This window comes from Acinetobacter sp. Li1LvA2 (assembly GCF_056156705.1).
On sequence record NZ_JBSICF010000007.1, the window covers coordinates 24,882 to 37,825 of the forward strand.

Consider the following 12,944-nt stretch of genomic DNA (forward strand, 5'->3'; position numbering starts at 1 on the left):
ATAGCCGCCATTCAGAATTCTCGAGACCACCTGTACGGGGTCTTTTTTATAAATGTTAGGATTAGCAATGACTGATAATGCAACTATCTTGCAGCATGTACCAGTAGGCAAAAAAGTTGGGATTGCCTTCTCCGGAGGCCTAGACACTTCAGCTGCTTTATTATGGATGAAACAAAAGGGTGCAGAGCCTTATGCATATACTGCAAACTTAGGCCAGCCTGATGAAGATGACTACGATGCAATTCCAAAGAAAGCAGAACAATACGGCGCTGTAAAAGCTCGATTAATTGACTGCCGCTTACAACTTGCGCTCGAAGGTATTGCTGCAATTCAGTGTGGTGCATTCCATATCAGTACAGGTGGTGTTCCTTATTTCAATACGACTCCATTAGGTCGTGCAGTAACAGGTACAATGTTAGTTACTGCAATGAAAGAAGATGATGTAAACATCTGGGGTGACGGTTCAACTTATAAAGGTAACGATATTGAACGTTTCTATCGTTATGGTTTATTGACCAACCCGAATCTTAAAATTTATAAGCCTTGGTTAGATCAAAACTTCATCGATGAACTCGGTGGCCGTGCAGAAATGTCACAGTTCCTAATCGACAACGGTTTTGACTATAAAATGTCAAAAGAAAAAGCGTATTCAACTGACTCAAACATGTTGGGCGCAACTCACGAAGCAAAAGATCTTGAATACCTAAATGCTGGTATCAAAATCGTTGACCCAATTATGGGTGTTGCTTTCTGGAAAGAAGAAGTTGAAATCAAACCAGAAGAAGTAACTGTACGTTTTGAAGAAGGTGTACCTGTTGCGTTAAACGGTCAAACTTTTAACAATCCAGTTGAGCTTATTCTTGAAGCAAACCGTATTGGTGGTCGTCACGGTTTAGGTATGTCTGACCAAATCGAAAACCGTATTATCGAAGCGAAATCTCGCGGTATTTATGAAGCTCCGGGTATGGCTCTTCTTCATATTGCTTATGAGCGTTTGGTTACTGGTATTCATAACGAAGATACGATCGAACAATACCGCATTAACGGTTTACGTTTAGGTCGTTTACTTTACCAAGGTCGTTGGTTCGACTCTCAAGCGCTTATGTTGCGTGAAACTGCACAGCGTTGGGTTGCTAAAGCTGTTACAGGTGAAGTGACTCTTGAACTTCGTCGTGGTAATGACTACACCATCATGAACACTGAATCTCCAAACTTAACGTACGAAGCTGAACGTTTAACAATGGAAAAAGGCGATTCAATGTTCTCGCCTATGGACCGTATTGGTCAGTTGACTATGCGTAACCTCGACATTACCGATACACGTTCAAAACTTGGTATCTATACAGATGCTGGTTTACTTTCAATCGGTCAAGGTTCTGCTATTCCTCAATTAGACAGTAAGAAAAAATAATTTTCTTATCGCGTCAAAAAAGGCCACCTACTAAGGTGGCCTTTTTATTTTTAAAATTCATTCAGGCAATCTCGGCGACTTGTAAAGGCTGATAATAAATTTGGTTACGTCCCAGCTGTTTAGCCCGATATAAAGCTTGATCGGCAGCATGAATTAAATTTTCCTGAGTGACTTTTAAGCCCTCTGTGTAAACAGTAAAACCCAAGCTAATGGTTACATGCGTAGAAACCAAAGATGCAGCATGAGGAATCGCTTGACGCTCAATCGCTTTATAAATATTGGCAGCCACAGCATATGCACCTTGAGCAGGTGTTTTTGGCAAAAGAACCACAAACTCTTCTCCGCCATATCGGGCAACGAAATCCACATGACGAATCGAATTCTTAATTGCAGAGGCAATAGACGAGATGACCTTGTCCCCCATCTGGTGCCCATAAAAATCGTTATAGTTTTTAAAAAAATCGATATCAATAAATAAAACGGCCAATGGACGTTGTTCTTGTTTTGCCCGATAGTAAAAAAAGTCGAACATCTCATCGAAAGTACGTCGATTAGAAATTTTAGTGAGTGCATCTTGCTGACTTAAATGAAGCAACTCAGATGCCTCAATACGTAGAATCTTTTCGTTAAGCTCAGCAAGCTGATTATTTAAAAAAAGGCTTCTTTCTCTAGAAGTAAGCATCGTACTAATTGAAAAACCTAAAATACAGCTACCAAACAATGCACGTCCCAAAGCAATGTAGTCACAATTCGCCTGCAATAAAATTAATGAAGAAAAAACGAAAATTGCTGCTGTTAAACCCACATAAAGCATGTGCAGAGGTTTTATACCGCTTAAAATAAAGCCGAGCATATATAAAAAAGAAAGGAGTAACATCGACTGATTTTTAAGAGCAGTATTTCCTACACTAAGCAGCAACATTGCATTGAAAATAATGGTAAAAAATACAATCCCGCACGCAGCGATGTAAAAATATTCAGTGAGTTTTTTAAACTTGGCAAAAACCCAAAATAGCAGCAGCGCACAAGCAATATTAATTGCACTCAATAAGCAGTAAATAAAGTCCCAAGTAATGTAAGGTACGCCAATCACTAAGTAGTCTGTAGGGAGCGCTAATAAAATAAAAATTAGATAGGTGAGAACGCCACTTGCTAAAAATTTGGAGATATTTTGTTTAGTTCGTTCAAGATTTAAGCACCAGAACTTTTTTTCTAATTGATGAGGCAAAGGTGTATTGGCATAACGATGAGTATGTAAAGTTACCAGATATTCTATTTCTTCTTTTGCTTTGAGTAATTCCTGTACATTTCCCCTATTTACCACTACCCGATTCCTACCTCTTACACATTAACAAAATATAACATTATTTTTTGAGGCCTCTTGCGCTTTATTTTGCCATTTGTCCGTAATTCTCGTTACCATTTTCACACTTTATCGATTATCATTTGTTTTATTTCGAAGTTTGAACTACCTTGGACTCTATTACCCTGCTCCAGCCAGATGACTGGCATGCACATTTACGTGATGGTTTAGCATTAAAACGTACTGTACCTGATTTGGCTAAACAGTTTGCTCGTGCGATCTGTATGCCAAACCTTGTTCCACCAGTAAAGACTGTGGAAGAAGCGCTGGCTTACCGTGAACGTATTCTTGCTCATGTTCCAGAAGGTCTCAATTTTGACCCGCGTATGGTGCTTTATTTTACTGACTTCACCTCACCAGACGAAGTTCGTAAAATTAAAGAATCTGGACATGTAAACGCAATTAAACTTTACCCAGCTGGTGCCACCACCAATTCTGATAATGGTGTGAGTGATATCCGTAAGGTTTATGCAGTTATTGAACAATTAGAAGAACATCAAGTTCCGTTATTACTTCATGGTGAAGTGACTCATAACCATGTCGATATTTTTGACCGTGAAAAACGTTTTCTTGACGAAGTACTCAACCCACTCTTAAAACAGTTTCCAAAACTTAAAGTGGTACTTGAGCACATTACAACAAGCGATGCGGCTCATTTTGTTTTAGAGCATGATCGTAATGTTGCTGCGACAATCACTCCTCAGCATTTATTATTTAACCGTAATGACATGTTAGTCGGTGGCATTAAACCGCATTTTTACTGTTTGCCAATTTTAAAGCGCCAAACACATCAAACAACTTTGCTTGAAGTTGCAACGAGTGGTAACCCTAAATTTTTCTTGGGTACAGACAGTGCTCCACACTCACAAAATGCAAAAGAAAATGCGTGTGGCTGTGCGGGCTGTTATAGTGCACCTAATGCAATTGAGCTTTATGCCCAAGCATTTGACCAAGTGGGTAAATTAGAGCGCTTAGAAGGTTTTGCTAGCCATTTTGGTGCGGACTTCTACGGTCTACCACGTAATACTTCTACCATTACTTTGGTAAAAGAAGATAACCTTGTACCAGAATCTTTTGATTATTTAGATGATCAAAAAATTATCCCGCTGCATGCCGGGAAAACGCTGCAATGGAGAAAAGTGTGACACAAGAAACCTCTGTCCCGGTCATTGGCCAACGTTTTCGTGGCTTCTTACCTGTTGTTGTTGACGTTGAAACGGCAGGTTTTAATGCCCAGACAGATGCATTGCTAGAAATTGCGTGCATTCCAATTGTGTATGATGCTCAGGGACAATTTGTCCCTGGTCCAGCATTTCATGCGCACATTAACCCGTTTGAAGGGGCTAACCTCGACCGCCGTTCGCTAGACTTTATTGGTATTGATCCATTCAATCCAATGCGTATAGCAATGGCTGAAGATGAACGGACTGCATTACGCCGTATTTTTAAATCAGTCAATGAAGTTCGTAAACAGCAACACTGTACGCATGCAGTATTGGTCGGTCATAACGCTCATTTTGATCTTGGTTTTGTTCAAGCTGCAATTGCACGTACGAGCACAAAAAACCAGAACCCTTTTCATAGTTTTTCAGTCATGGATACAGTTACTTTAAGTGCTGTTATGTTTGGACAAACCGTCCTTGCTAAAGCATGTATTCAAGCTGGAATTGAGTTCGATGGTAAAGAAGCACACTCTGCTTTATACGATACTCAGAAGACTGCTGAACTGTTTTGCTATATTTTGAACAAACTGTCTCCTTACCTACTTGACAGTTTGGTGGCGGCTTCTTAAGATACCGCCATCCTCAACGTCCCTATCGTCTAGAGGCCTAGGACATCGCCCTTTCACGGCGGTAACCGGGGTTCGAATCCCCGTAGGGACGCCATTATTCTATTCTTATAAAATTTCTTTTTATTTTCTTAACATTCTATTTAATTGCTTTAACCTCTCTTATTTCCAAATAAAATACATTTGTATTTAAATATCACTGATCCAGTATTTCCTTTACATAGATTTACAATATAATAATTCTTATTTTTATACTGATATTTATTATCAACAAGGTTTTAAATGGATCTTAAGCTTCGTCTCATCTCCCTGAGCATTGCTCAACTATGTTGTATATCAAGTGCGTTCGCAGAAACAGATCAATCTTCAACTACGCTTGCTACCATTAAAATTAAAGCCCAACAGGCCGATGACCAAGCTTATAAGGTAGATAATTCAAGTAGCGCAACACGTAGTGAAGTCGCATTAAAAGATACGCCGCAATCTGTCAGTGTGGTGACTCAAAAAGTAATTGAAGATATTGGCACAACACGTTTAATCGAAGCGCTTGATTTAGCTGGCGGCGTTACTCGTGCTAATAACTTTGGCGGTCAAGGCTTAACAGGGTTTAACCTTCGTGGTTTCACCAGCGGTGAGTTTTATCGTAATGGATTCCCTATTAACCGTGGTTATCCGAACGCTCCAGATAGCAACACGATTGAACGCTTAGACGTTTTACGTGGTCCTTCTTCTAGCTTATATGGTCGTGGCGACCCAGGTGGTACGTTTAACTTAATTTCTAAAACACCGAAGTCTGAGCAACAAACTACTTTAGGTGCCCAACTTAACAGTGAAGGTTTATATCGCACCACTGTCGACACGACAGGCACTATTACAAATGCAGAGAACATCAGTTATCGTCTAAATGTGATTACAGAAGGTGGTGATAGTTATCGCGACCACGTTGAATCTAAACGTTATGGAATTGCTCCAGTCATTCAATGGCAAGCTTCCGACGCGACCAAAGTTACCTTTGAAGCCGATATTTTACGAAACCAGCATCCGCTTGATCGTGGACAAACACGCTATGCAGGTCAGAAGTCTTTTATTAGTTCACCAGACACTTATTTGTGGGAAACGGGTAAATACAATAACCGCCTCTACAATGACAACAATATGACTCAATTACGAGTCGAACACGACCTTGGAAATGACTGGAAGCTGAATGCTGGTGTGCAATATTTAAACGGCAAATTGTATGGCTATGCGGTAGAAGCAAATGGCATTCAAAATGACGGTGAAACTTTAGGCCGGAATTACAACTATCGTGAATTAAAATGGCAAGATACAGATGCCCAAATTAACTTAACAGGTAATTTCCAGCTTTTAGGATTAGCACATACCTTAGTAACTGGGCTTGAATATGAAAATTATGATTACAAGTCATACATTATTCGTTCAAGTAGTGATGTCGGTAGTTATCCTATTAATATTTATAATCCTGTTTTAGGCCAACCGCTGCCTGAGCTTAATCGGGTTACGACACATGACCGTGAAAACTTAAAAACAACTGCCCTTTTTGTACAAGACCAAATCGATTTAAATGAACGTCTAAGTGCGCTATTGGGTTTACGTTTTGAGCACTATGAACATGATTACAAAAACCTATTACCGAATACTGCAAACTGGAATACCAGTCATGATGCATTTATTCCGCGTTTAGGTTTAGTTTTTAAAGCCCGTGATGACCTTTCAATCTATAGCAATGCTGCAAAATCTTTTAAACCAAACACGGGGGCTAGCCGTAATGGAGAAGGTTTTGACCCAGAAGAAGGCATGGCTTATGAGTTAGGCTTTAAATGGCAAGCACTCGACAATATGCTATCGGTTGACTTTGCTATTTTTTATGCAAAAAAAGAAAATGTATTAACCCTCGATCCTGTAGATTCAGCCTATAAAGTTGCTGCTGGCGAAGTTCGTAGCCAAGGTATTGAGCTAAATATTGCAGGGCAAATCACTCCAGCTTGGAAAATTATTGGTGGATATGCCTATACAGATGCAGAAGTCAGCAAAGACAATACTTTGAAAAAAGGAACTACACTGGCCAACATTCCAAAGAATAGTTTTAATCTTTTAAATATCTATGAATTTCAGGATGGTCCTTTACAAGGCCTAGGTCTAGGAATTAATCAAAAATATATTGATAAGCGTGCAGGACAAACAGCCAATAGTACTTACACAATGAAAGGTTATGCAGTTACAGATTTGGTTTCTTATTATCAGGCGACACCAAAACTTCGTCTTAACTTAGATGTGAAGAACATTTTTGATAAAGTTTATGATGAAAGTGCTTTCAATTTATATGCTTATCCGGGTGAATCACGTACGGTTCAATTAGGTATGAGCTATACATTCTAAATTGAACTATAAAGATATCTGATATACAGCAGTTTCAGACAGCCTTGTAGGTCAGATCTCGTTAGAGATATCAAACACTAAAAAGCCACTGTATTTTTAAGGCAGTGGCTTTTTATTAAGCTACTTTTATAGAAAAATATAATTTACTGATTTATAAATATTTTTATAATTAAATTATGTTCTATACTTAACATAGATCAAAACTATAATTTAGACATGGCATGCAAATTCGATTATTTCACTTAAAAAATTCTCGCTCTCAACGCATTATTTGGTTTTTAGAAGAATTAGAACTCAACTATGAACTCATTATTAAAGATCATTCAGTTATAGGCAAAGATAAAAACTCACCTCATCAATTATCAAAATTTCCAGCTATCGAAATTATTGAACAAGGAAAGACTTCAGTCTTAGCTGAAACCTCAGCAATTTTAGATTACCTATCTCATTTACACCCACAATTGGGACCGAACAGCCTATCAAGCCAACAACTCCTAAATTTTTATTATTGGAAAAATTATTGTGAGGCAACATTCATTCCCGATTTAGTACTCAAACAAATTTTTCACCAAATTGCACAACGTACACCTTTTCCGATCCGTTTCATTACTAAACTTTTAAAATATGGATTCGATCAAGGCTATCTCAATCAATCATTACAACGGCAAATGAAAATGATTGATGAACATTTAGAGCAACATGCATGGTTTACCGGAGATCAGTTTACTATTGCTGATATTTTGATGTGGTTTCCATTATTAGCTTGCTCACAAAATTACAGTCAGTTTAAACATATACACCGTTATCTCGCCCAAATAGAAAACAGACCTGCCTTTAACAATGCTTTAACTAAAGGCCAATGGTCTGCTTCTATATTTAACGCTTACTGGACCACTGCATGGTAATGAAATTATGCAGACTTACGCGAATTCACTTGTCCTTGAATCACCGCTTTAATATTGCCTTTGGCATAATTTAAAAACACCACCAGTGGTGAAAGTTTTGGGTTTGGTTTTTTACCCTTGCCAATGGTTTTAAATTGAGCTGCATACCAAATAATTTCCATAATTGCCATTTTATCGACAAAAGGTAAACCTGTTTTAATCGGATTTACGGCATAACGCACGTCTTGCCCTGCAATTAGATGTGCTGTTAAATCGGTTTCTACCGCAAATGGGCGAGCAATACCAATAAAGTCACATGCGCCACTTTCAAGTGCAGCATTCATGCCCTCTACGGTACGGAACCCACCTGTTACCATGAGTTTACACTTAACATGCTGGCGGATTTTCTCTGCAAAATCTAAAAAGTATGCTTCACGTGCAATCGTGCTTGCTTTACGTTTATCTGCCTTAGCTCCAGCCATTGCTGGTGCCTCGTAAGTACCACCTGAAATTTCAATTAAATCGATTCCAGCTTCATCTACTGCTTTAAAAACTGAAATCACATCTTCTTCGCTAATACCGCCACGCTGAAAGTCGGCCGAGTTAAGCTTCACTGAAATGATAAAATTATCTGAAGTCGCTTCACGTACCGCTTTATAAACCTCTAATAAAAAACGGCTACGATTTTCAACTGAACCGCCCCATTGATCTGTACGCTTATTAGTTAATGGCGATAAAAACTGACTAATTAAATAACCATGTGCACCGTGCAATTGCACGCCTTCAAAACCTGCTTTTTCACAGATGTGAGCTGCTGTCGCGAAACGATTAATAATATCTAGAATTTCATCATGAGTAAGTTCACGTGGCGTTCCAAACATGGTTGCTAAAGCTGGGCTAAAAGGTACTGCCGATGGTGCCACAGTTTCTTTATTTAAACCTTTGGGACACTGACGACCAGGGTGTGACAATTGAATCAATTGCACCATGCCATATTTTTTACCTAAGGCAGCCCACTCTTTTAAGCGATCAAGGTCACGTTCAGTTTCAATAACCACAACACCCGGTTCATTTTTTGCTCCAGCATTTACCATGACATTGCCCGTAATGGCACAGCCAAGTTCACCTTTTGCCCAAGCACCATATAAGCCCAAATGTAAATCATTTGGTTGGCCTTCATAATTTGCAAGCGCCTCACTCATCGCACCTTTAATAATTCGGTTTTTAAAGGTGGTATTACGAATTGTGATGGGTTGAGCAATCTGGTTCATGGTTAACCTCTTTTTTTGAATTATAGAGCAATTACTCTAATTTAAATGAGTTATTGAGCGTGTCAAGACATAATCGATAACTGACAATAGCACATGTCAATTTTAAAGAATATAAAAATATGCAACTTTTTGCATAAGTTTAAATTACATTTATTCTATTAAAAACAAATAATTAAAATAAAATCTTAAAGAGATGCTTTAATTAACTGTCTGGTATATTCAGTTTGAGGCTTAGAAAATAGGAGTTCAGTTTCCTGATATTCAACAACTTTAGCATGACGTAATACCATCACTTTATGGCACAGTGATTTCACTATATTCAGATCATGACTAATAAAAATATAACTTAACTGCTCAGCCTGCTGTAATTGTCGCAACAACTTAATTATGGCTTTTTGCGTGGTCCGATCTAAAGCCGATGTAGGTTCATCCAAAATTAAAAGTTTCGGCTGAACCACCAAAGCTCTAGCTAAGGCCACACGTTGACGTTGCCCGCCTGAAAGTTCATGAGGATAACGATGTTGAAAATCTTCAACCAATTCAACTTTTACCAAAGCAGATTCAACTTGCTGCTTTATCTCTTTATCATTCACAGCTTTTAACTTTAACCCTTCAGCAATAATCTGTCCTACTGTCATACGCGGGTTTAAACTGCCAAATGGGTCTTGGAATACAAGTTGAAAATCTGATCTCATCAACCGTAGCACTTTTGGCTGTAACTGATTCAAATCTTGCCCTAAAAAGACAATCTGTCCTTTACTCTTAATAAGCTGAACCAAAGCAAACGCTAAAGATGACTTACCCGCACCACTTTCACCAACCACTCCAAGTGATTCACCTTGAGCAAGATCGAAACTCAAATCTTCTATTGCAGTGAAATATCCTTGAATGCGATTTAAAATTCCTTTTCTTATAGGAAATTGCACACTGAGCTGTCGAACTGATAAAATATTCTGTTGAACGGGTCTAGACTCTACACTTCCAAAATCGTGATCTAACAACTGTGCTGTATAAGTTGTTTTAGGGTTTGCAAAAATTTGGCTCAGTTCACCTTGCTCTACTACACGCCCACTTTGCAATACAATCAGTTTCTCAGCATAGCGATGTACTAAATTTAGATCATGGCTAATTAAAATAAGTGCCATTCCATATTTTGCTTGTAAAGATTTTAATAGCTCTAAAATTTGTATCTGTAAGACCACATCCAACGCAGTAGTAGGCTCATCTGCAATTAAAATTTTAGGCTGAAGCGCTAATGTCATCGCAATCATGACACGTTGTTTTTGTCCACCAGAGAGCTCATGTGGATAGCGTTTTAAAATTTGTTCTGGTTCAACAATTCCCACATCTTTTAGCAGCTCAACTATTCGCTGTCGAACTTCAAGTTTTGAAAATCTTGATAAAAGAAGGTTTTCTCCTACAATTTTTTCAACCCGGTGTAGCGGATTTAACGCAGTAGTAGGCTCCTGAAAAATCATAGCGATTTGTCGACCGCGTAAATTTGCTTGAGCTCTCTCATTTAATTCAAGCATGTTTTGTGAGCCAATCCAGACCTGACCCGTTACTTCTAATTTCTCTTGTAGCAACCCCATTATTGCTAAGCAGCTCATCGATTTACCTGAACCACTTTCGCCCACAATAGCGAGTGTTTCACCTTCACTTAAGTAAAAATTTAGATCTTCTAATAAAACTTTTTGGTCTTTGGTTTGAACTGAAAGATGTTCTACCTTTAACAACGTTGAGGCGATATTTGAATTATTTTCTTGGGTCAAAAGCATCACGGGCCGCCTCCCCAATATAAATTAAAAATGAAAGAACAATAGCCAGACTAAAAAAGCCTGAAATTGCCAGCCATGGCGCATCTAAATTATTTTTACCTTGTAGCAATAACTCGCCTAATGAAGCTGCATCGGGTGGCAACCCATACCCTAAAAAATCAAGAGCGGTTAAAGCGCTAATATTAGTCGTTAAAATAAAAGGTAACTGAGACAAACTCGAACTAATCGCATTGGGCAAAATATGCCTAAAAATAATAGCGCGATCAGTCACTCCCAAAACTTGGGCTGCACGAACATAATCCAGTTGACGAGCTTTTAAAAATTCTGCTCTAACAATTCCCACCAAAACGGTCCAGCCAAAAAACAACATAATGAAAAAGAGCCAATATACATTTGGAACAAACATACTGACTAAAATCATGACCATAAAAAGCATGGGTAAGCCATTCCAGACCTCAACCAAACGTTGTCCTAATAAATCTACCCAACCGCCATAGTAACCTTGAATGGCACCTACGGTAATTCCAAATAAAGCGGAACAAAAGGTTAAGGCTAAACCGAAAAGCAACGATACTCTTAATCCATAAAGAATACGGGCGAAAACATCCCTTCCTTGATCATCTGTTCCCAACCAGTTTTGCTTGGAGGGGGGTGAAGGTACAGGAACGGCTAAGTCTAAATTGGGTGTTTGATATGAAAATTGAATGAGCGGCCAAACAGCCCATCCTTTAGCCTCAATAAGCGCTTGCACGGCAGGGTCTTTATAATCAGCTTCTGTTTCAAACACCCCACCAAACGCAGTTTCAGGATAAGTTTTTAACAGGGGTAAATAGTAAGAATCTTCATACTTCACTAACAGCGGTTTATCGTTAGCAATTAACTCCGCAGCTAAGGATAAAACCAAAATCAGACTAAATAAAATGAAGCTAGCCCAGCCCAATTTATGCTGCCTAAAACGCTGTAATCGTGTACGGACAATCAGAGGCATTATTTGCCTCCTTGTGCATCAAAGTGAATTCTTGGATCAATCCATTGATACAACACATCACATATGAGACGTAAAATTAGGCTAAATAAAGTAAAGAAAAATAAAACCCCAAAAATAACAGGATAGTCGCGCTGGACAATTGCTTCAAAGCCCAGCAAACCCACCCCATCTAAATGAAAAATAATTTCTACAAACAGGTTACCCACAAAGAAAATGCCCGCTAACACTTCTGGCAAGCCTGCGAGCACAACTAAAATGGCATTACGAAAAACATGCTTATATAAGACCTGTTGGCTATTCAAACCTTTTGCATAGGCTGCCAAAACGTAGGGTTTATTGAGTTCTTCTAAAAATGAGTATTTAGTTAAATAGGTTAAACTGGCAAAACCGCCTAATACCATCGTAATCAGTGGCAAAGTCATATGCCATAAATAATCGGTAACTTTGCCCCAAAGACTAAGTTGATGAAAGTTATCTGATACTAAATTTTGTAAGGGAAACCATTGAAAATAAGAGCCACCTGCAAAAAAAACAACTAACAAAATGGCAAATACAAAACTTGGTACAGCATATCCCACTACAAGAACTAACGAGGTGGACCGATCAAACCATGAGCCTTGCTGTTTTGCTTTCTTAATTCCCAGCGGAATAGAAATTAAATAAATCAGAAAAGTGCTCACCAGTCCAAGTGAAATCGAAACAGGTATTTTTTCCCACAACAATTGCACGACTGGTTTATCTTTAAAGAAACTTTGTCCAAAATCTAAAGTTAAATAGCCTTTTAACATTAGAAAAAAACGTTCAGGAGCAGAACGATCAAAGCCGTACTGAGCCTTAATTTGCTCAACCATTTCAGGATTTAAACCTTGAGCACCTTGATAATAAGTTTCTGCATTCAATGCACGACCAATTCCCAAATCGCTTTGTGCCTGATGTATTGCTTGCTCAACTGGCCCACCCGGTGCAATTTGCACAACCACAAAGTTAATCAATAAAATGACAAACAATGTGGGAATCATTAAAAGAAGTCGCTTGAGAATATATGAACCCATATAACAGGATT

The 12,944-nt window shown here is 38.6% G+C and carries 10 protein-coding genes and 1 tRNA gene; 6 read left to right on the forward strand and 5 right to left on the reverse strand.

Translation table 11 applies throughout. The features are described from left to right. Positions 1–52: 52 nt before the first annotated feature. Positions 53–1,411: an argininosuccinate synthase gene (gene argG, locus ACS604_RS13970; RefSeq protein ID WP_174741210.1), complete on the forward strand. Its 1,359-nt coding sequence runs from the start codon at positions 53–55 to the stop codon at positions 1,409–1,411. A gap of 61 nt (positions 1,412–1,472) precedes the next feature. On the opposite strand, the gene ACS604_RS13975 is transcribed toward argG, so the two are convergent. Then, positions 1,473–2,735: a diguanylate cyclase gene (locus ACS604_RS13975; protein ID WP_474772009.1), complete on the reverse strand. Its 1,263-nt coding sequence runs from the start codon at positions 2,733–2,735 to the stop codon at positions 1,473–1,475. Positions 2,736–2,884: 149 nt separating this feature from the next. Between ACS604_RS13975 and pyrC the strand changes: the two genes are divergently transcribed. From pyrC to ACS604_RS14000, 5 genes are all read left to right on the forward strand, one after another. Continuing rightward, positions 2,885–3,919 carry a dihydroorotase gene (gene pyrC / locus ACS604_RS13980; RefSeq protein WP_004793881.1) on the forward strand — a complete coding sequence of 345 codons (1,035 nt, stop codon included), beginning with the start codon at positions 2,885–2,887 and terminating at the stop codon, positions 3,917–3,919. Next, positions 3,904–4,566, forward strand: coding sequence for a ribonuclease T (gene rnt / locus ACS604_RS13985; protein WP_002117536.1), 663 nt, complete (start codon positions 3,904–3,906; stop codon positions 4,564–4,566). The genes pyrC and rnt overlap by 16 nt, the downstream gene beginning before the upstream one ends. An 18-nt stretch (positions 4,567–4,584) precedes the next feature. Next, a tRNA-Glu gene (locus ACS604_RS13990) sits at positions 4,585–4,660 on the forward strand. Positions 4,661–4,845: 185 nt separating this feature from the next. Further along, positions 4,846–6,960: a TonB-dependent siderophore receptor gene (locus tag ACS604_RS13995; RefSeq protein ID WP_474772011.1), complete on the forward strand. Its 2,115-nt coding sequence runs from the start codon at positions 4,846–4,848 to the stop codon at positions 6,958–6,960. Positions 6,961–7,181: 221 nt separating this feature from the next. Further along, positions 7,182–7,865: a glutathione binding-like protein gene (locus tag ACS604_RS14000; RefSeq protein ID WP_474772012.1), complete on the forward strand. Its 684-nt coding sequence runs from the start codon at positions 7,182–7,184 to the stop codon at positions 7,863–7,865. Positions 7,866–7,870: 5 nt separating this feature from the next. On the opposite strand, the gene ACS604_RS14005 is transcribed toward ACS604_RS14000, so the two are convergent. The 4 genes from ACS604_RS14005 to ACS604_RS14020 all read right to left on the reverse strand — a co-directional run bounded on the left by ACS604_RS14005 (position 7,871) and on the right by ACS604_RS14020 (position 12,933). Continuing rightward, positions 7,871–9,115, reverse strand: coding sequence for an NADH:flavin oxidoreductase/NADH oxidase family protein (locus tag ACS604_RS14005; protein WP_174727865.1), 1,245 nt, complete (start codon positions 9,113–9,115; stop codon positions 7,871–7,873). 185 nt (positions 9,116–9,300) lie between these two features. After that, positions 9,301–10,896 (reverse strand): ABC transporter ATP-binding protein, encoded by a 1,596-nt coding sequence (locus ACS604_RS14010; RefSeq protein ID WP_474772013.1) that lies wholly within the window; start codon positions 10,894–10,896, stop codon positions 9,301–9,303. Next, positions 10,871–11,881: an ABC transporter permease gene (locus ACS604_RS14015; RefSeq protein WP_474772014.1), complete on the reverse strand. Its 1,011-nt coding sequence runs from the start codon at positions 11,879–11,881 to the stop codon at positions 10,871–10,873. Before ACS604_RS14015 ends, ACS604_RS14010 begins: the two co-directional genes overlap by 26 nt. Next, positions 11,881–12,933 carry a microcin C ABC transporter permease YejB gene (locus ACS604_RS14020; RefSeq protein ID WP_474772015.1) on the reverse strand — a complete coding sequence of 351 codons (1,053 nt, stop codon included), beginning with the start codon at positions 12,931–12,933 and terminating at the stop codon, positions 11,881–11,883. The genes ACS604_RS14015 and ACS604_RS14020 overlap by 1 nt, the downstream gene beginning before the upstream one ends. Positions 12,934–12,944 lie beyond the last annotated feature (11 nt).